Source organism: Oscillatoria sp. HE19RPO (genome assembly GCF_024220515.1).
In the GTDB taxonomy this organism is placed as follows: Bacteria; Cyanobacteriota; Cyanobacteriia; order Cyanobacteriales; family Laspinemataceae; genus Laspinema.
Window position 1 is genome coordinate 20700 of sequence record NZ_JAMXOT010000141.1, and the last position, 20468, is coordinate 41167.

Genomic DNA, 20468 nt, shown 5'->3' on the forward strand with positions numbered 1-20468 from the left:
AGGGAAGGGGGAGCCGGAAAGCCTTTCTTTCGCGCAACGATATTTATTCCTTCTTCCTCCCTCTCCTCTCAGGAGAGGGCCGGGGAGAGGTTCTTCCTCCCTTTCCTCTTAGCAAGGGGCTGGGGAAAGGTCGAAATCAGAGAGCTTAAACGGTGCATCGACTGATTTCATCATCAACAAATCTCTAACCCGGAATGGCTTAACCTGCCTACAATTTCGTCACATTTGGTCACGGATATTTCTACTCTGAACCATCATGTCATCATTAATGGACTTTAACGATATTCAAGAACTGCTCGGGGCATTTATCGCTGAAACCAATGAGTTTTTACAGGCGTTAGAAACTCAATTGTTGGCGATGGAACAAATTGAGACCGCAGAAGCTCGAAAAAGCACCATTAAGGAAATGTTTCGGGCCGCGCATTCCATTAAGGGTTCGGCGTTGATGTTTGGCTTTCAGTCCCTCTCAACTGCGGCACACCGGATAGAAGATTGTTTTGCAATTTTGCGCGATCGCCAAGAAGATACTCCCCTGAGTAGCCGTGCGATTACTCAACTCCTCCAAGGGGTTGACCTGTTAAAAAAACTCACGGCCCAATCCACTGCCCTGGTCCAGGAACAGAAAGCAGAAGACCCCAAAGATTTCCAGGAGGATTTGGAGGCGATCGCCCGCATCAAACAAGAACTAGAATCCGAATGCGGTGAATTAAAAGAACCCGCAGACTGGATGCAAAAACATCCCGCCAATACCGGGGTCATTCAAACCATTTTCAAACAGGATTTACCCCCCATCTTTAACCGCCTAGAAACCGAACTCTCGCAAATGCAAGAGGAAAACCTAGAGAAATCTTCTCAGGTTTTTAATGAAATTTATTATCAGCTTTCGGGTTTAGCGGCCATGTTGCAACTTTCGGAACTGGGACAAATTGCCGAATCGCTACGGACTGCTGTGGATACCCCCAATTTGTCCATAGAAGATGTGAAAAAATTGGGCTGGGCGATCGCTCAAAATTTAGAAACCCTCCGGGAACAAGTCTTACAAGAATTACCCATCGTCTTACAACCGATGGAGATTCCTCATCCTAACCCGGATGTAGCAATTTCTCCGGTCCCCTCTCCCCCAGAGATCCTTCCCTCGGACAAACCCCCAACTGTCCCTCCTGCCGACCCCTCCCTACTCCCGACTTCCTCCCCCAGCGAATCCGGAGTCAAACCCACCATCCGAGTTGAACTCGATCGCCTCACGGAACTGGTGGACCTGGTGGGAGAATTAGTGATTAACCGCACCCATTTAGAAGTCCAGGAAACCCAACTGCGCGCCGAAGTCAAACGCCTGCGACGGCATATCCGCGATTTGAATCAATTTGGGGTACAACTGCGGGAAGAATATGACCGCCTTGCCGGAGAAAAAAGCCATCAGGGTCGCCACAGCGCACATCCCCTCGGTTTCGACGCCCTAGAAATGGATCATTATACGGAGTTCCATGAAACGGCCCGAGAAACCATTGAAACCACCCAGGCGATCGCCCACTCCAGTGCTAAAATCGACGAAGTAGCCCTCAATCTGGACCGGAGCACCGATCGCCTCCGACGAATCTGCGATCGCCTCCGGTCTCAAGTCATGCAGTTGCGCGTCGTCAGTTTCAGTCGCGCCGTGGATCACCTGCCTCGCGCCATCCGCGATATGTCTCGCACTTATGATAAAGATGTCAACCTCCTCCTCATCGGACGAGATACTAAAATCGATGAAAGCTTATTACACGCCTTGCGCGACCCCCTAGTTCATTTAGTGCGAAATGCCTTTGACCACGGCATCGAAACCCCGGAAAAGCGTAAAGCAGCAGGGAAACCTCCCAATGGTCAAATCGAAATCGAAGCAAGGCATCAAGGGGGACAAACCATCATCACCATCTCCGATGACGGCCAAGGTATCGACCCGGAAACCATTCGTTCCCGTCTGGTTGAATTGAATCTCGTCTCCGAAGAACAAGCGCTGGAACTCTCTCTCAATGAACTCTATGACTTCCTGTTTTGGTCCGGATTTAGTACGCAAAGTGAGGTAACTGATTTATCCGGACGTGGGGTCGGGTTAGACATCGTGCGAAGCAATCTGCGCCAAGTGCGAGGCACGGTTAAAGTAGACTCTCGCCTCGGTCGGGGAACCACCTTTATCATTAAACTCCCCTTGATGCTCTCGATTTCCGATGCCTTATTAGTTCGCATCGAACATCATACCCTCGCCTTACCCCTGGATGCCGTAGAAGAAATTCTGCACGTTAACGCCAGTGAAATCCAAATGGCCATGCATCAACCCATGTTACGGTGGCGTGAGGAGTATATTCGCTTGGTTCCCTTGAATCATTTACTCCATTACAACGAGTCCTCTCGGGATGTTCCTTCTCCGATTCCGGTTGGGGAAGACTATATGCCGGTCCTGGTTTTAAGCTCTAGTGAAGGGATTCTGGCGATCGTCGTCGATCGCCTCATCGGACAACAGGAACTCGTGGTCAAACCCCTCCCCCAACCCTTATCCAAACCCACCGGCATCCTCGGTTGCACGATTCTCGGCGATGGCGAAGTCGTCAGCATTCTCGATGTGGATGACTTAATTGGACAACTCCATCCTCACATCCAAAAAGCCGTGGTGCTCCCCCCCGAAACTCCTCAGAACCGCATCTCCCCAGGCCCTCATCCTCCGGTTCCCCTGCTTCCCCCCCTGCCTTCTCAACCCCAAATTTTAGTGATTGATGACTCTTATACTATTCGCCAAATGCTCTCCTTAACCCTCACCCGCGCTCGCTATCGTGTTGCTCAGGCCAAAGATGGTCAAGATGCTTTAGAACAATTGCATCACGGGTTAAAATGTGCTTTAATTATTGCAGATATTGAAATGCCCCGCATGGATGGATTTGAATTTCTAGCAGCGGTCAAAGAAAATGCCCATTTTTCTGATATTCCAGTGGCAATGTTAACCTCCCGCAGCGGTGCTAAACATCGACAACGAGCAATGGAATTGGGTGCAGTTCAATATTTTACTAAACCCTATAATGAACGTCAGTTATTAGAGGCGATCGCTCAATTAATCGGAGCAACACTATAGCATTTTCCTCCCGTTCGTAGTAACGACTTGCTGTCGTTCTCTTCCAATGTTCGTAGTAGTAGTAGCAACAACCGGCGGGGGTTAAAACGATTGGCGGCCTGTAGGGGCGCTTCGCGAAGCGCCCCTACGTCGGTTGAAACCGACTAAAAACACCATCCTATAAGACTTTTAGTCGGTTTCAACCGACTTGATTCTGTTAGGCGGGGGTTAAAACCCCCGCCGGTTGTTGCTCCCTGTCCTAAATCTCAAATTATTCTCAATCCCTTCCCCCCTAAAGGAGCATCCCTGCTATGTTCTCACCCTCTAAATACAGCCGCCGATTTCACAATAAAAAAGCCGCCATTCAGCGCACCCCAACGCGCAAAATCGTCCTCTTTGAAGTCGCAGGGGAAACATACGCGATCGCCATCGAACGGGTGCAGCGTGTCCTCACCGACTTTACCGCCCAGGGGACTCTCGAAGGGGGCCGCAGCTTAGTTAAAATTGATGCAGATTTGATTACGCTGTTAGATTTATCCCAGCTATTTCTCACCCTTAACCCCGTTCAGGAGGAGCATTCTTATTTAATTGTTTGCACCCTCACCAATGGCGATCGCATTGGCATTCCCCTCCAAAATTTACCCGCGATTTTAGACATTCCTGAAGATAAATTTGCAGAAATTCCCGCTTCCTATCGACAAGGCAAGGACGGTAAAAATGGGGCACCGGCAGCAGTGGAAAAAATTATTACCACCGATGCCGGTACCGTCGCCTTCTATCTGAACTTGGATAAACTTCTGGATTGAGACGGGTTTTATACCAAATCCGGTTGTTAAAAGTCGGTTTTCTTTCTTAGCCCGCGCAGGCGGGCTTCGTCCGTATAGCCCCACCCTTCAGGGTGCGGGTTTTTACAGACCTTTGACAACCGGATTCCGTATTAGGAATCACCTCATGAAATCAAGGTCCGGTTATAAATAGCCTCAATTTCGATTAGAAAACTCAGGCTATCTAAATAAACATCATCCCCCGACTCATAGAGATAGGCTTCCCAAACTCCCGGTTCAATTTGACGCAAACAGTTAAGTTTGGGTTGAGTTGGATCAAGCCAAACATATTCCTCTAAAGTTTCAATTTGACGATACTGCTCAAATTGACCGAGTTTCTCACTGCCCGGATAGGGGTGAGATATCACATCGATAATCAAGCAGGGATATTGAATCACCCCATCGAGTCGGTGGCGGCAATCTAAATCCCGAGGGTCATGGGTGACCATTAAATCAGGATAACAGTAGGCAGATGCGGCTTCAATATAAACCGGCCTCGGATGAAGAGAAACGATCGCATTCGTGCCGCGCAGGTGCTGGATTAATAGCTGGGAGAGAGTCTGGGTAACCCGTTCCTGAGCGGGGCAGTTCTGAGCTAGAGGAGTCTGCTCGGAGGTAAAGGAGTGGGGTAGAACTAGACCGTTCTCCGGTGCTAAATCAGGGGAAGGGAGGGTGTAACTGTTAAGTTGGCGATCGCCCATGCTGACCTCGTGAACCGTTCACCTAATTTTATCATCTGCCAGGGGCGATCGGCATTTGTCATTTGTCATTTGTCCTTTCTCCTGAGTTGATGGAGGGGTGGGGAAGTCCTCATGACGAATTCTCACTCCCGAGAGCAAGACGTTTCTTGAGTTTGTAGTATTGTGGAAACCGGCATTCAACTGGGAGGACATCTTAACTGTGGCGGCTCAAGCCTGGATTAAACAGGCCGACCGAGTAATGTAAATTTTTATAGCGAAATTCTCCCTTCGTGAAAAAATATAGTATTCTGAGAGAGATTTGTATCGAAATTGGGATAGTAAGGTGCTCAGTAGCACCAGTTCAACGAAAAAAGGAGTCCAGCAAATGTCCGAGCAAATGTCAAAAGAAATGCGCCTAGACCGATATAATAATTCAGGGCTTCCACAGATTCGGCGTACGATGGTCCAAATCTCTAAACTTCTTGTTCTTGCTTGGCTCAACCAAGATGAGGGCGAACAATTCAAACATGATATTAATGAACTCGGGGTACATAAAGCGCTGGTAAAGCAAGGAATTTTTTTCCCGGCTGACTGGTTAACGGCAGAGATAGATCCGGACTCTTTTCTCGGGTCTGTTGAAATTAGCGAAGCCTCTAGCTGGGAGAATCCAAAAAAAGGTCTTGAGATGGTCTTTAAAATTCCTTATGCTCCTTGGCCTCAAACAGGTGTTACAAAACAGGAATTACACGAATGGATTGAAATATGCAATAATTGGCTTAAGACAGCAGATTACGACGACCCAGACAAGCCCTTTCCTGTGCCGCCAAATCCCTACATTCCCTTAGCAACTTCGTAGAAAAACTATAGCGAGTCCTCCTTTCTTTATAACCAATTTATTGAAATAGACTCGCTATATAAGAGAAAAAAGAAGAGAGGCTTTAATTCAGTTAAAATGCAGGAATTTATATTCTTTTTTTAGGTATGTTAAAGCACTTCTTATGCGTTAAAAACAATGAGCAACTATTGCTCTAGGTTGAAGATTGAAAAATTATGCTATCAATACCCCGGTTTAAACGGAAATTTAATTTTAAAAATACAAAATATGCAATCTTTTTAGTATCCGAAAGAGGCTCCGTAGAGATTAGCAATCCGACTCACCAGTTATTAGCCTCCTATATCGACGGTAATCGTACAGTTGATGAAATTGTTGAAGAAATTATTCCCGATTTACTTCCGGAAAACCCGACTATTCAAGATTTTATTGCGGCGGGAGTTCAGGCTTTTTCTGCGTTGGTGGAGATGCAAAGACAGGGTTACCTTGTTGAATTTAATAATACCCTACCCTCTAATTTAGCGGCTTTTTGCGATACGTTAAATATTGATACTGAGGATGCTAACCATCGATTGCAAACGACTAAAGTTGTAGTCAAGGCTTACGGTTCGCTGTCCCCTTCCGACTTAATACCCTCTCTTGAAACCTTGGGGATACAAGTCTGTGATGAAGGAGATATCGAAATTGTCCTCACTGAGGATTATCTCCACGAAGAATTGGAGGAGGTTAACAAACAGGCATTACAAAACCAGCGCCCTTGGATGCTGGTAAAACCTGTGGGAACCGTTGTTTGGCTAGGACCCATCTTTTCCCCGCAAAAGACCGGGTGTTGGGAATGTCTAGCGCAACGGTTGCGAGGGAACAGACCCATTGAAGAGTTTATCCGAAGACAGTCAGATATTTCTACCCCTTTATCTATTCCACAGGTGACCCTTCCCTCAACACTGCAAACTGCGTTAGGCATGGCGGCTACAGAAGTGTTTAAATGGGTTGTTCGAGGCGAGAATAAACGGCTAGAAGGAATTCTGGTTACCTACGATACCCTGTCTTTAGAGACTCAAAATCATATTTTAGTCAAGCGTCCTCAATGCCCAGTCTGTGGAGAAATTCAAACCGGGTTAAACAGTGCACCGATTCCTATTGTCTTAGGACATCGGAAAAAAGTTTTTACCGCTGATGGGGGACACCGTTGCTTGTCACCGGAAGAAACTCTCAAAAAATATCAACATCAGATTAGTCCGATTACTGGCGTAGTTCGAGAACTGATAAATGTCTCACCCGATTCTAATCAGTTGCTCCATATTTATGCGGCTCGACATCATTTTGCTTCAATGTTTGACGATTTGCACTCCTTGCGGCAAAATGTCATGGGCAGAAGTGCGGGGAAAGGAAGGACGGACGCTCAAGCAAGAGCCAGCGCATTGGGTGAGGCAGTCGAACGATATTCTGGCGTGTTTCAAGGAGATGAAATTCGCCATCAAAGTAGTTATCAAGCCTTGGGAGAAAAAGCAATTCATCCCAATTGGTGCATGAATTTCAGCCCAGACCAATACAACAATAGGATCGAATGGAATGCGAGTTGTCCGAGCTTTTTTCAGAGAGTTCCGGAACCGTTTGATGAGGAGAGAGAAATTGATTGGACGCCAGTTTGGTCGTTAACTCATGAAGACTGGAAGTATCTCCCCACGGCTTATTGCTATCATGGCTATCCCAAACCCGTCAAGCCAGACTGTTGGGCAGATACCAATGGATGCGCGGCGGGAAACAGTCTAGAAGAAGCAATTTTGCAAGGCTTTCTGGAATTGGTAGAGCGGGATTCTGTGGCCTTGTGGTGGTACAATCGCGTGAAGCGACCCAGAGTAGAGTTAGAAAGTTTTGATGAACCCTATTTTCAAGCTCTGAAAGATTATTATCAAACCCTGCATCGAGAAATCTGGGTTCTGGATCTGACCAGCGATCTGAATATTCCCACATTTGCCGCAGTGACTCGCCGAACTGATCGCCCAGTAGAAGACATCGTGTTGGGTTACGGTGCTCATTTTGATCCCAAATTGGCAATCCAAAGAGCATTAACAGAGGTGAATCAAATCCTTCCTGCGGTGTTATCAGCCCATGCGGATGGGACCACCGAATATCGCTCCTATGACCCACTGGCTATAAACTGGTGGAAAACTGCTACCTTAGAAAATCAGCCCTACCTGGTTGGCAATGGAAGCGTCCCTCTGAAAGTCGCGACAGATTATCCTCAACTGTGGAGTGACGACCTGTTACAGGATATTAGGGCTTGTCAGCAGATTGTCCAGCAACAGGGTATGGAAATGCTGGTCTTGGATCGGTCCCGAGTTGATATCGGATTGAAAGCTGTTAAAGTGATTGTTCCAGGAATGCGCCATTTTTGGAAACGGCTGGGTGAGGGACGACTGTATGAGGTTCCGGTTAAATTGGGTTGGGTAAAAGAACTGACTCCCGAAGATCAACTCAACCCATTTCCTATGTGGATGTAACATAAGCTAGATACTTACCTTGAAGGAGCGTATTTTCTATGACGGAGAAAAATAAACAGGTGGTCACGGACTGGATTGAAAAAAAATTGCATGGACAAGGAAATCCGATGGACGATTTAGATCCAAGTGTGGTTTTTTGCATTCCGGGTTCAAATACTAATCCGATTTTTGGTAAATTCACGGGAATTGAAGAAGTCGAAAGATTTTTTGGGTTACTCATCGGTAAGTTATCTCAAAAAAATATCACCCAAACTATCAAAGTAGTCAATTGCTTGGCTGAAGGGAAACAAGTTGTAGCTCTCGTGGAAGAAGTTTTTAGTTCAGAAGAACCCAACCTGCCCGAACCCCATATCAGTCAGGGGGCGTGGTTATTTGAGCTAAATGATGAGTCCAAAATTACCTCCCTTTACTGTTACGACAATACGGAAGTCACTTCTAAAGCTCTGGCTTAAGCCATTATCCCATTCATAAACCAGACGAATGCTGAACGGATATCAAATCATAGATGCGGATTCCCACGTATTTGAACCGCCTGATATGTGGGAAAAGTATTTAGAACCGGCCTTTAAAAGTTTTGCCCCATCACCGGATTTAAAAATCAAGGGGGAGCCCGTGACTCATAAAATTTCCCAGCAAGTCAGTCGCGAAGGGGCCAAACAAATCCAACAGGCTCACCCCATGTCTGTATTGAGTGGCTTTGATGCCGAGTCCCATGTCCGGGCGATGCAGCAGATGGGGATTGATATGGCGTTCATTTATCCAACTTATGGACTGTGGCTGTTAGCGATTGATAACATGGAACCCAAGCTGGCGGGGGCTTTTACTCGTGCCTATAATAATTGGTTGCGAGATTTTTGTAGCTATGCGCCACAAAAGCTCAAAGGCGTGGGAGCGATTAACTGCCATGCGCCCGAGGAAATGGTGATAGAATTGCTTAGGGTAGCAGAGTTTGGCTGGAAAGCAGTGTATTTGCGCCCCAACCCAGTCAAGGGAAGAATCCTGAGTGACCGGGCTTATGAGCCATTTTGGACGCAATGCGAGGAATTAAACATGGCGGTGGGACTCCATGAAGGGACTCACAGCCGATTGCCAACCACTGGTGCGGATCGGTTTGATACTCGCTTTGCCCTGCACGCTTGCTCTCATCCCACGGAACAGATGATGGCGTTGTTGGCATTGATTGAAGGAGGAGTATTAGAACGCCACCCTCAGCTAAGAGTTGGTTTTCTGGAGTCTGGCTGTGGTTGGCTACCTTACTGGCTATGGCGGCTGGATGAAGAGTACGAGAACCTCTACTGGGAGGTTAAAGACCGGGTGAAGATGAAGCCGTCGGAGTATTTTCGCCGTCAATGCTTTATCGAAATCGAGCCAGGGGAGCCGTATTTAGGGCAGATGATTGATTATATTGGCGCGGATAATTTAATTTTTGGTTCAGACTATCCCCACATGGATCATAAACCTAATATTGTGGGGGAAGCCGTGGCTCTGGCAGAGCGACTCTCCCCCACACTTGTGCAAAAAATTCTTTGGGATAACGCGGTCCGTTTTTATGGGTTGGAATCACTCAACACCCAGTAAAATGGCGGTTTTAACCTGTAGGGTGCAAAATTTTGGGGATAGGGTGATGCTCCAGCTTTACCGACTCAATATCATTTCAGGAGAGTTTAAAAATGACTGATTTAACTGGCTACCAAATCCTCAGCCCTATTTATGAAAGTGCCAATTCATTAGTTTATCGGGGGATTCGAGAGCGGGACAATCAACGGATGATTTTGAAGGTTCTCAAACAAGATTATCCCAACCCCTCTGAACTCACCCGCTACAAGCAGGAATATGAAATTACCCGGTCCTTGGCGGGGAAGGGGGTGGTTCAAGTCTACGATTTGCACCGATACCAGAACAGTCTGGTGATGACTTTAGAAGATTTTGGCGGTCAATCTTTAAAGGGTTGGATGACGGAACGCCAGTTTCCCCTGGGGGAATTTCTGATGGTGGCGATCGCCATCGCCGAAAGTTTAGGAGAAATCCATGCCGCTAATATCATTCACAAGGATATTAACCCCTCGAATATTGTCTATAACCCAGAAGCTGGGGAAGTTAAAATCATCGATTTTGGCATCTCCAGCGTTTTGTCTCGGGAAAATCCGACGATTCTCAACCCCGATCGCCTAGAAGGAACCTTAGCTTATATTTCTCCAGAACAAACCGGACGCATGAACCGGGCGATCGATTACCGCACGGATTTTTATTCATTAGGGGTAACTTTCTACGAACTACTGACCCATCAACTTCCTTTTACAGCCACGGAACCCTTAGAACTGGTTCACTCTCATATCGCCAAAAAACCTGTGCCACCGGCTCAAATTGACCCGAGGATTCCCCAGGTTGTTTCTGATTTGGTCATGAAACTGATGGCAAAAACTGCCGAGGAGCGATATCAAAGTGCTAGAGGGTTAAAATTAGATTTAGAAAGTTGTTTACATCAATTACGGACCAACGGCGAAATTTCGGCATTTCCTCTAGCAACTCAGGACCAATCGGATAAGTTTCAAATTCCGCAGAAACTCTACGGAAGAGAACAGGAAGTTCAACAACTCTTAAACAGTTGGGATAGTCTGGGTCAAGGAACTCCCATCCTGATATTGGTAGCGGGTTATTCCGGTGTGGGTAAGTCAGCCTTAGTCAATGAAGTTCAAAAACCCCTAGTCAAATCCCGAGGATATTTTATCTCCGGTAAATTTGACCAATTTAAACGAAATATTCCCTATAGTTCCCTGATTCAAGCCTTTCAAGAATTAATCCGACAGTTGCTCACGGAAAGTGAAGGGCAACTGCAAATCTGGAAGCAAAAGCTATTAAATGCGTTAGGAAACAACGCTCAGGTTATCATTGAAGTGATGCCTGAATTAGAACTAATTATAGGTAAACAGCCTCCCGTTCCCCAGTTGGGACCAACCGAGGCCCAGAATCGTTTTAACTTAGTCTTTCAACAATTTGTAAGTGTTTTTGCCCAAGCCGAACATCCTGTCGTGATGTTTATCGATGATCTCCAGTGGGCAGATTCTGCCTCATTGAAGTTGCTCGAACAACTCCTGAGTGATGCGGACAACCAATACCTGCTAACCATTGGAGCTTATCGAGACAATGAAGTGAGTCCTACTCATCCGTTTATCTTAACCGTAGAGCGCATTCAAAAAGCGGGGACTCAAGTGGATGCAATTCAGCTTCAGCCCTTATTGATTGAACAAGTTAGCCAATTAATTGGAGATACTTTAAATGTTTCCACTGCGGAATCAGAGGCGTTAACTGAACTGGTTTTCAGTAAGACTGGGGGCAATCCATTTTTCTTGACTCAATTACTGGAATATTTATATCAGGAACAGTTACTATCTTTTAACTACGCCTCGGGGAACTGGGAATGGAATATTGACTCTATCCAACAAGTCGGAATAACCGATAATGTCGTGGAGTTAATGGTTAATAAAATTGGCAAGCTCGATGCCAGTAGCCAGAACGTCCTGAAACTTGGGGCTTGTATGGGCAACCGATTTGATTTAGAAACCTTGTCGGTGGTCAATGCTAAATCTCTTTCAGCAACCGCGAACGATTTGTTATCCGCGCTTCAAGAAGGGTTGATTGTCCCCTTGACCGATGCCTACAAAACTCCGATGCTGTGGGATCGAGAGGCGATTATGTTAGAAAGTCCGGATTCATCCCTGGAATTGTTTGCCAGTTATCCCGCTTATATTCCCTACAAATTTTTGCATGACCGGGTTCAGCAAGCGGCCTATTCTTTGATTCCCGAAGCCCAGAAAAAAGAATTCCACCTCAATATTGGTCGGTTATTCCTACAGAACACCTCACCGGAGAGCTTGGAAGAGAATATCTTTGATATTGTCAACCAACTCAACAAGGGTGCTGAATTAATTGCGACGGATGCTGAGAAAAATCAACTGGCTCGTTTGAATTTGAGAGCCGGAAAAAAAGCCAAGGATTCCACCGCCTATGAACCCGCTCTCCAATATTTAGAAGCGGGGTTAGCCTTGCTGCCTCCAGATAGCTGGCAAACTGAATATGAGTTTACGCTGGCACTTCATGTAGAAACTGTAGAAGTGTATTATCTGAATACGCGGTTTGAAGAGGCGGAACAATTAGGGGCTGTGGTTTTGCAAGAAGCTCAATCTCTACTTGAGCGGGTCAAAATCTATGAGCTAAAAATTCAATCCCAGTACGCGCAATTTCAGTTACAGTTGGCGATCGAGACGGCTTTAGAAATTTTAGAACCCTTGGGTGTAGTCCTGCCTCGAACTCCTACCCCGGAACAGATAGAAGCAGAACAGAATGTAATCAAAGAGCTATTGGGTGACCGAAAGATTGAGGATTTAGCCAATCTGCCGGAAATGACCGACCCCTATCAGCTTGCGGCTGTCCGAATTTTACTGATTGTCACCTCGGCTGCCATTATAACTAATCCGCTCTTATATCCGATTGTAACCCTAACGTCCGTAAGACTTTGTATCCAACATGGCAATTCTCCTTTTGCTGCTGCCGTGTATATTTTTTACGCGCAACTTTTGTGTGGAGCAATGAAAAGTATTGATTCCGGCTATCAAGTTGGGCAACTGTCTTTAACGTTGGTGGATCAACTCGATGTTCGCGATTTTAAGGCACTTGTTACTCATTACAGCAATGGGTTTGTCCGGCATTGGAAAGACCCATTTCGCGCCATCCCCCTGGAACAAATGCAAGAAGGTGTTCAGGTGGGAATCGAAACGGGAAATTTAGAGAATGCCTGCTATAACGCCATCGATTACACCTTATTTTCTACCTTTGCAGGCTATAACCTAACAGAGTTCGCACCGCGCTATGCAGAATATACCCAATTGACGATTAAGTTAAAGCAAGTCTATTCCGTCTATTACATAGAAGCGGCGAGGGGAATTGCTGTTAATTTGCTGAAAGAAAATTTAGAGAACTACGGATTAATAATTGGCAATTCCTGGGAAGAAGAGGAACAGTTTTTAGCGGGATGGGTGGAAGGCAATGCTTTATGGCTTTTGTTTATCACCTATTTAGCAAAAACCATTGCCTTTTCCTATTTGAATCAGTTCGATAGCGCCTTGGAATCTGCTCAAAAAGCCGACCTTTATGGAGAGAGTTCTGCTTCTTATGTTGTCTTTCCCCAGCATATATTCTATTACTCTTTAGCCCTTGTATCGGTTTGCCAGAGCGAATCTACCCCCCCCCTCAAAAAAGCAGAATTCCTGAACAAAGCCCGTTCAAATCAGGAATTAATGAAAGAATGGGCGAAATATGCGCCGGAGAATTATCAAAACAAATACGATTTGGTAGAAGCAGAACTGGCGCGCATCTCTGGCAACCATTTGGAAGCTCAAACCCTGTACGAAAAAGCGATTCAAGGAGCCAGAAAACAAGGGTTTATTCATGAAGAAGGATTAGCCTACGAACGAGCGGCTGAATATTATCTGACCCTAGACCGAGAAGAAATTGGGCAGTTTTACCTTAAAAATGCCTACGCTTGTTATGCAACCTGGGGAGCAACAGCTAAACTCAAATCCCTATCAGAAACCTATCCCAACCTTCTAGTTAAAGTCACCCAGCGCAGTGGAGAAACTGGGACCGTACCCATAACGACAACGGGTCGTGATGGGAAAGGATTAGATATCCAAACGGTTGTCAAAGCCTCCCAAGCCATTGCCAGCGAAATTGTTTTAGATCAATTGCTGGATAAATTGATGCGGCTGACGATTGAGAATGCCGGTGCTCAAAAAGGGTTTCTGATTTTGCCCATCGCCGGAAAATTATCGATTGAAGCTACGGGAATTGTCAATGGTTCAGAGGCGATCGCTGTGCAGTCGGTGCCAATCGAAGAGAGTCTGGAACTGTCGAGTGCGATCGTTCACTATGTGGCCCGCACTCACTCCAGCGTCATCTTAAATGATGCGGCGAATGCTGGCACTTTTACCACCGATTCTTATATTGTTCAGAATCAACCCAAGTCCGTCTTATGTGCGCCCATCCTCAACCAAGGACAACTCACCGGCATTATCTACCTGGAAAATAACTTAGCAACTGGCGCATTTACAAAAGAACGCATCGAACTGTTACAAGTCATCTCCGCCCAAGCCGCAATTTCCCTAGAAAATGCCCAACTCTATCGCACTTTAGAAGATAAAGTCATCGAACGCACCGCCCAACTCGCCTCAGCCAACGAAGAAATCAGCGCCCTGAATGAACTGCTCAAATCCGACAACCTGCGGATGAGTGCAGAACTGGATGTCACCCGTCAACTGCAACAGAAAATGCTGCCGAACCCCGAAGAATTGCAGGCAATTCCTGGGTTAGAAATCGCGGGATTTATGGAACCCGCCGATGAAATTGGGGGAGACTATTATGATGTGTTGAACCATGAGGGACATATCAAAATCGGGATTGGAGATGTCACGGGACATGGATTAGAAGCAGGAATGGTGATGGTGATGGTGCAAACGGCAGTCCGGACCTTGTTGGTGAATGATGAAACCGATTATGTGAAGTTTTTGAATACCATCAACCGGATGATTCATGATAACGTGCAGCGGATGCGGACGGATAAGAATCTGACTTTAGCGTTACTGGATTATGCCGATCGCGTGTTGCGGATTACGGGACAACATGAGGAGGTTTTGGTAGTCCGAGGAACGGGAGAAATTGAGCGACTGGATACGGTGGATTTAGGATTTCCCGTGGGGTTAGAGTTGGATATTTCTGATTTTATTACTCAGGCGGAAGTGGAGTTAAATCCTGGGGATGGGGTGGTGCTTTATACCGATGGGATACCGGAGGCGGAAAATATGGCGGGAGAGTTCTATGGGATGGACCGATTGTGTGCGGTGGTGTCCCAGTATTGGCAGGAGTCTGCCGAGGCGATTCGGGAATTGGTGATTCAGGATGTGCGGGAGTTTATTGGGGAACAGAAGGTGTTTGATGATATTACTTTGGTGGTGATGAAGCAGCGATGATGGGGGTGTTAGTCATTGGTCATTGGTTGTTGGTCATTGGTCCTTGGTCATTCTCCGGTCCCCTCCCCTTGGCAAGGGGAGGGTTAGGGTGGGGTTCTTCTTGGGCGATTCCCTACGGGATAGCTGCGCTTACCGCCACCTCCCGCATTTTTTCCGGCTTAAGCACCTGTATAAAGGCTGGTTTAACCTCTTTCTTCGTGAGGTGGCGATCGCTTTCGTCACTATGACCCTCTACCCACTCATTCTTCCTGATGTGGCAAAACGTCAGGGGGACCCCACCCTAACCCTCCCCTTGCCAAGGGGAGGGGACCGGAAGTGAGCTTAAATTTGAGGGGAATCACTATCACCTTACAATTGCTGCCGATCGCCTTCTACTAAGTGAGAACGACTAATGCCGACTGCTCATTAGGCGATGAAGGAGCATCGGCGCAATCTCCGTAATCGGGAGAATATACTGCGCCGCACTTAAGGCGATCGCCTCTCGGGGCATTCCAAACACCACAGAACTGGCCTCATTTTGGGCAATGGTAATCCCCCCCTGCTTGAAGAGTTCTAACATCCCATCCGCCCCATCGCGACCCATCCCCGTCAGCAAAATACCCAATGCTGCACGGCGATAAAACTTCGCCACCGCATTAAACGTCACCGTCACCGAAGGGCGATGTCCCGAAACCGGCTCCATACTCGAATACAAAAACCGACCTTGATTGTCAAACTCTAAATGCTTTTGTTCCGGGGGAAAATAAATAATGGACGGTTCGGGTCGTTCTCCTGCTGGGGCAATTTTCACCGGCAAGTGACATTCCGAACCCAACCAATCCACCAACCCCTTCAAAAATCCCTCACTAATATGTTGCACACAAATCACCGGCACCGGAAACTTCGGAGGCAGTTGAGACAAAATCGTATGTAACGCTTGGGGTCCTCCCGTCGAAGCCCCGATCGCCACGATTTTCACCCCCCGAAATGAACCCGTCCCTGTCACATCTGGACTCACAGGCGCAGAGGGATAACGAGGAGTCGGGGTGTGAGACAAGGGAATTTTCACCGTTTGAATCACCGGCTCAACCCGCTTCTGTTCTGGAATGAGGACTTTTCCCGGAGTTCTAGGAGGAACAACCCCAGGAGAAACTCGCTGCGTCTCCCGATTTATAGCACCCCGGCGATGCAACGTAAACACCGTCACCCCAGATAACACCTTAATCTTAGAAATCAACTCATGACGAATCGCCTCAAAATTCCCCATCACCCCCTGGCGCGGCTTGGGAAACACATCCACCGCCCCTGCCTTGAGCAAATTAAATACCGTGTGAGTATCCTCCGCTTGTACCGAAGAACTGACCACCAAAATGGGACAAGGGAACTTTGCCATCACCTCTTTAGTAAACTCCAACCCGTCCATTTTGGGCATATGGAGGTCAGTACAAATCACATGGGGATGAACCTTGGGTATCAACTCCAACCCTTCAATTCCCGTCCCGGCGGTCCCCACAATTTCAATCTCCGGAGTTGATCCCAACAGGCGCTTAAAAATCATCAACGCCACGGGAGAATCCTCCACCAACAAAACTCGAATCGGCTTTTTGTTCATACTTTACTCTGGCTGCTGCTTACCCTCGAACCCCTCACCCGGGTTCAGTTTGGGACATGTTTCTCCCTCCATAGCGCGTCTAAATCAGCCGTTTGAGCGTTTCTAATAACACCTGTTGATTGAAACTGCTTTTGGGAATGTAGGAATTGGCCCCGGCTTCGGCACCCCGGCGTTTATCATCATCACTGGCGAGGGAGGTGACCAGAATAATCGGCAATTCAGAATATTCCTTATGCTGACGAATTTTGGTGACTAACCCTAAACCATCCAAATTAGGCATTTGGACATCGGAGATCACCGCATCAAAGTCGCGAGTTCTCAGTTTATTGTATCCATCAACACCATCCACAGCAGTAACCACCTCATATCCCGCATTTTCGAGAATGCGTTTTTCTTGAGTGCGCGTGGCGATCGAGTCTTCCACGAGCAAGACTAATAATTTGCGATCGCTCTCGGGCTGCGGTTTTGAGGGAACAATGGATTTTCCCGGCTTTCGCACGGACTTGAGCAAGTCATGAGGGTTTAACACCATACAGACTTCCCCAGTGCCCAAAATCGTGGCTCCCGCAACATTCCGGACCCGTTTGAGCAGTTTGCTTTGGGGTTTGAGCACCACATCTTGCTCATCCACCAAGGCATCCACCAAAAGTCCGAGGCGTTCTTCCCCCACTTGCAGAATAATGCAAGGCAAACTCGAAGTATTCATGCTTTTTGAAGAATTGAGAATGCCTCGCGGGGGCAATTCCAGCAAATCGGCGAGTTTGACCACGGAAACGGGTTGTCCCTCTAAAATCATCGTTTCCCGTCCTTCTAGGGCAAAAATATCGCTCTCCGGGACCAACCGAGCCAGTTGCACAAACTCCACCGGCAGGGCGTAGGCAATCCCCTCTACCTCAACCAGGAGAACATGAGCGGTGGCGAGGGTGGTGCCCAAAGATAAGCGCAGGGTGGTACCCACTCCCGGGGTCGAGTCAATGTGAATACTGCCTTTGAGCCGTTCGACGTTGGTGCGAACCACATCCAGTCCCACCCCTCGCCCGGACACCTCGGTGACGAAGGTCCGGGTGGAGAATCCCGGGGTGAAAATCAGGCTATGGATTTGGTGGGGGGTCATGGTAGCGAGTTCTTCTTCGCGGCAGATTCCCCGTTTGAGGGCGGTTTGTTTAATTTTTTCCAGGTCCAGTCCACGCCCATCATCGCGGATTTCGATGATGATGTTGTTGGCAGTTTGGTAGCCTTTGAGGACAATGGTGGCTTTGGGGGGTTTGCCTTTTTGTTGGCGATCGCCGGGAGTTTCGATGCCGTGGTCGATCGCATTGCGGATGATATGCATCAAGGGGTCTTTCATCTCTTCCAGGATCCGCTTATCGGCGCGGGTCTCTCCCCCTTCAATCAGCAGTTCCACTTGCTTGCCTTCTTGTTTGGCTAAATCTCGCACCATCCGAGGAAACAGGGTAAAGATGGTGGATAAGGGCAGCAGGCGCAAGGTGCGGATGCCTTCTTCGAGTTCATCGGCAATGGTATCGAGGCGGGCGTTATCTTCATAGACTGAATTTCTGAGGCGGTTGACAATTTGGCCGAGGCGTTCGAGTCGGTCTTCTGTGCGATGATGAAAGCTTTGCAAGCGGTCTAAGGAGCCATTGCGGTTGCCCCGCATGACTTCTTCTAGGGCAAAGCGATTGACAAAGCTATCGCGACTCCATTCTTCCCAGAGGGTGACAATTTCTTCGACTTCTGAGAGGCGATGTGCGATCCGGATTTTGCTGACGGTGAGTTCCCCGGTTTGGGTCATCAGACTGTCCAGATTGCGGGTTTCGACTCGAATGGTGTCGATCCGGTAGTTGCTGCTGCCGGTTGGTGTGGGGGTGACAGGGACAACGGGTAGGACTGGGGTTTTACCCGGGCTGGAATCTCGACCCCGATCGCCTCCTGGAGGGGGTGCGCTACTGCCGAGGGGTTTAGAAATCTCCGGAATCGGAGATTTTTGAGCCAAATTATGTCCATTGACTGTGGCGCTGACTTTGGCCGGGGAACGGCTGGGGACTTCTACCGGGGAGATGACCTCTAGTATTTCCGGGCTGGCTTCCTCGGGGGCTTCTTCCGGGTCTAGGTCGCGCTGTTCTTCGGCTTCCTCGTCGGGTTCTGTCCCTGCTGTCTCCGTTACCGCCTCTACTGGGTCTAAAATCTCTTGCGGACGGTCTCTCTGTTGAGGGGGGATTTTTTCTCTGGGTGGGGACTTTTGGGTTTCCTGGGGTTGTTGTGGCGCGCTGGTCGTTTCGCTCTCCTTGCTGTCGGAGGCTGCACCCATCAAATAGGCGAGGACGTAAAAGGTATTGACTCCGGCTTCTTCCCCGGTGACGGATTCTTGAACGAGTTTGGAGATCGCATCTAAGCCATGATAAAGGCGATCGCACAATTCTGGGGTTAAGGGGTTTTCTTTGCGCTTGACCGTTCCCAACAGATGTTCCCACTGATGTGCCAGGGTGGCAATATCTTTCACCCCCAACATTCCCGCATCTCCTTTCAGACTATGGGCTTCTCGCATCAATTCTTCAAGTTTCCCCAAGTCATCAGGCTGCTGTTCTAGGTGCAATAATCCTTCGTTGAGTTTTTGCAGGTGTTCTTCACTGGCTACTTTGAATGTAATTCTCAGTTCTTCATCGTCGATCATCATGGTTTTAGTTCCTCCGAAGTCAGATCTAGGGATTTCCATAGGGATAATTTCCCCTACCTTGAAGATTCCCCTTTTTTACTCAAATTTACCCCGGTTCTGCTGGGCCTGCTTCCGGAGGTGATCGACTCTCTTTTGGACGGGTTTAAGTTTTTAAATCCAGGCCCAAAACTCTCCAGATTGATTTGGATTTTCATAAGCTCATCTGCGGTTTGGGCTAATTTTTCAAGGTCAATCTTTTGGAAGGGTGAAATCGGTAATCTGGTTACTCATGTCATCCCCGTTTTTTCCTGAACTGAGGGTGAACTTTGCCGTTCACCCGATTGTTTTCACCCTGATTTTCTGGTAACTTAACCGCAGCTTGAGGAGAGACCTCCATTGAGGGGCGCTCAGGAGCCAAACCCCGAGGCGATCGTCGGCTGGATTCCTGAACAGGTTTCTCGATGAACAGTCGCTGATTCAGACCGCAAACCCCACTCATCGGATTTTTCTATCCCTGAATCTAGGGAGAGTAGGGCCCAATTCCCCAATCTTTCGGCTCCTTTTCAGGCCCAAGTCTGGGTCCGGGGACTGTCTCTACCTCTGGGCCTAATCGAAATGGCTGCGATATTTGGGCCTGTGGCAATTTTCGCATAATTTGCGGACAAAGGCAAGGGACAGCACCCCCGATGGATGCCTGATTTCCCCCTGGATAACCGGATTGGGGATAATTCAGCGGGAATTGAAGATGCCGACCTAACGAGTTCCCCTGATACGGAATTCGGTTGTGATAGGTTGTAAAAACGAGCCCTGTCAAGGTGTATTTGTAGGGGTTTGGTCTCCAAACCCTCAAGGTGCATTTGTAGGGGTTTGGTCTGATCACCCTCAAGGTGCATTTGTAGGGGTTTGGTCTGATCACCCTCAAGGTGCATTTGTAGGGGTTTGGTCTGATCACCCTCAAGGTGGTAAATGGAATCCTGCCTCATCCGGGTTTCTTGTAGGGGCGTATTGCATACGCCCTCTTGATCCGTTAATGGAATCCCGCCGCATCCGGAGTTTCTTGTAGGGGCGTATTGCATACATGATACTCCATTCGGTTGTTAAAGGTCTATAAAAACCCACACCCTCAAGGGTGGGGTTACACAGACAAAGCCTGCCTACGCAGGCTCAAGAGTAAAATAGGTCTTTCAGAACCGGATTTGGTATGAGAGGGCGTATGCAATACGCCCCTACAAATACACCTTGACAGGGCTAGTTGTAAAAACCCGCAGGCTGTAGCCCGGAGG

General features: G+C 47.8%; 10 protein-coding genes. 7 read left to right on the forward strand and 3 right to left on the reverse strand.

What is annotated here, in order from left to right; genetic code table 11:
- The first annotated feature begins 256 nt into the window (after positions 1–256).
- Both NG833_RS13490 and NG833_RS13495 read left to right on the forward strand, forming a co-directional pair.
- Positions 257–3100, forward strand: coding sequence for a hybrid sensor histidine kinase/response regulator (locus tag NG833_RS13490; protein WP_254565804.1), 2844 nt, complete (start codon positions 257–259; stop codon positions 3098–3100).
- Between the two features lie 290 nt (positions 3101–3390).
- Positions 3391–3885: a chemotaxis protein CheW gene (locus NG833_RS13495; protein ID WP_254565805.1), complete on the forward strand. Its 495-nt coding sequence runs from the start codon at positions 3391–3393 to the stop codon at positions 3883–3885.
- A gap of 143 nt (positions 3886–4028) precedes the next feature.
- On the opposite strand, the gene NG833_RS13500 is transcribed toward NG833_RS13495, so the two are convergent.
- Positions 4029–4604 carry a Uma2 family endonuclease gene (locus tag NG833_RS13500; RefSeq protein ID WP_254565806.1) on the reverse strand — a complete coding sequence of 192 codons (576 nt, stop codon included), beginning with the start codon at positions 4602–4604 and terminating at the stop codon, positions 4029–4031.
- Positions 4605–4968: 364 nt separating this feature from the next.
- On the opposite strand from NG833_RS13500, the gene NG833_RS13505 reads away from it, so the two are divergent.
- The 5 genes from NG833_RS13505 (at position 4969) to NG833_RS13525 (ending at position 14941) form a co-directional block, all read left to right on the forward strand.
- Positions 4969–5439: a hypothetical protein gene (locus NG833_RS13505; RefSeq protein WP_254565807.1), complete on the forward strand. Its 471-nt coding sequence runs from the start codon at positions 4969–4971 to the stop codon at positions 5437–5439.
- 194 nt (positions 5440–5633) lie between these two features.
- Entirely contained in the window at positions 5634–7919 is a 2286-nt protein-coding gene (locus NG833_RS13510; RefSeq protein WP_254565808.1) for a TOMM precursor leader peptide-binding protein, read from the forward strand.
- A 38-nt stretch (positions 7920–7957) separates the two neighbouring features.
- A complete protein-coding gene (locus NG833_RS13515; RefSeq protein WP_254565809.1) occupies positions 7958–8371 on the forward strand; it encodes a nuclear transport factor 2 family protein in 414 nt (137 codons plus the stop codon).
- A gap of 28 nt (positions 8372–8399) precedes the next feature.
- Positions 8400–9497, forward strand: a complete 1098-nt coding sequence (locus NG833_RS13520; RefSeq protein ID WP_254565810.1) for an amidohydrolase family protein — start codon at positions 8400–8402, stop codon at positions 9495–9497.
- Between the two features lie 92 nt (positions 9498–9589).
- Positions 9590–14941 carry an AAA family ATPase gene (locus tag NG833_RS13525; RefSeq protein ID WP_254565811.1) on the forward strand — a complete coding sequence of 1784 codons (5352 nt, stop codon included), beginning with the start codon at positions 9590–9592 and terminating at the stop codon, positions 14939–14941.
- Positions 14942–15329: 388 nt separating this feature from the next.
- Here the strand turns inward: NG833_RS13525 and cheB are convergent, their stop codons facing one another.
- Positions 15330–16532, reverse strand: coding sequence for a chemotaxis-specific protein-glutamate methyltransferase CheB (gene cheB, locus NG833_RS13530; RefSeq protein ID WP_254565812.1), 1203 nt, complete (start codon positions 16530–16532; stop codon positions 15330–15332).
- 79 nt (positions 16533–16611) lie between these two features.
- Positions 16612–19206: a hybrid sensor histidine kinase/response regulator gene (locus NG833_RS13535; RefSeq protein WP_254565813.1), complete on the reverse strand. Its 2595-nt coding sequence runs from the start codon at positions 19204–19206 to the stop codon at positions 16612–16614.
- Positions 19207–20468: the final 1262 nt, after the last annotated feature.

Coding starts and splice junctions, on each gene's coding strand:
- NG833_RS13490 (WP_254565804.1), top strand. CDS start 257: ATGTCATCATTAATGGACTTTAACGATATTCAAGAACTGCTCGGGGCA.
- NG833_RS13495 (WP_254565805.1), top strand. CDS start 3,391: ATGTTCTCACCCTCTAAATACAGCCGCCGATTTCACAATAAAAAAGCC.
- NG833_RS13500 (WP_254565806.1), bottom strand. CDS start 4,604: ATGGGCGATCGCCAACTTAACAGTTACACCCTCCCTTCCCCTGATTTA.
- NG833_RS13505 (WP_254565807.1), top strand. CDS start 4,969: ATGTCCGAGCAAATGTCAAAAGAAATGCGCCTAGACCGATATAATAAT.
- NG833_RS13510 (WP_254565808.1), top strand. CDS start 5,634: ATGCTATCAATACCCCGGTTTAAACGGAAATTTAATTTTAAAAATACA.
- NG833_RS13515 (WP_254565809.1), top strand. CDS start 7,958: ATGACGGAGAAAAATAAACAGGTGGTCACGGACTGGATTGAAAAAAAA.
- NG833_RS13520 (WP_254565810.1), top strand. CDS start 8,400: ATGCTGAACGGATATCAAATCATAGATGCGGATTCCCACGTATTTGAA.
- NG833_RS13525 (WP_254565811.1), top strand. CDS start 9,590: ATGACTGATTTAACTGGCTACCAAATCCTCAGCCCTATTTATGAAAGT.
- cheB (WP_254565812.1), bottom strand. CDS start 16,532: ATGAACAAAAAGCCGATTCGAGTTTTGTTGGTGGAGGATTCTCCCGTG.
- NG833_RS13535 (WP_254565813.1), bottom strand. CDS start 19,206: ATGATGATCGACGATGAAGAACTGAGAATTACATTCAAAGTAGCCAGT.